General features: G+C 73.1%; 1 protein-coding gene. It reads right to left on the bottom strand.

Going from position 1 to position 219, the window contains the following annotated elements; all coding sequences use genetic code 11:
- A partial coding sequence (locus tag ON38_RS25450; protein WP_039827548.1) for a hypothetical protein occupies nucleotides 1-219 on the bottom strand: 219 nt, incomplete at both ends.

Genomic DNA, 219 nt, shown 5'->3' with positions numbered 1-219 from the left:
AGTTCCCGCAACCGGCCCCGGGCCAGTTCCAGCCCCCGGACGCCGGGAACGGCAGTGGTCAGTTCCCGCAGCCGGACGCCGGCCAGTTCCAAGCCCCGAACACCGAATACGGCAGCGGCCAGTTCCCACAACCCGACCCCGGCCAGTTCCAGGCGGGCCCGGGTCAGTTCGCGACCCCGGACGCCGGGCACAGCAGTGGCCAGTTCCCGCAGCCGGACG

This window comes from Nocardia testacea NBRC 100365, assembly GCF_000308775.1.
Lineage (GTDB): Bacteria > Actinomycetota > Actinomycetes > Mycobacteriales > Mycobacteriaceae > Nocardia > Nocardia testacea.
This window is presented reverse-complemented; position numbering and strand designations above follow the sequence as displayed.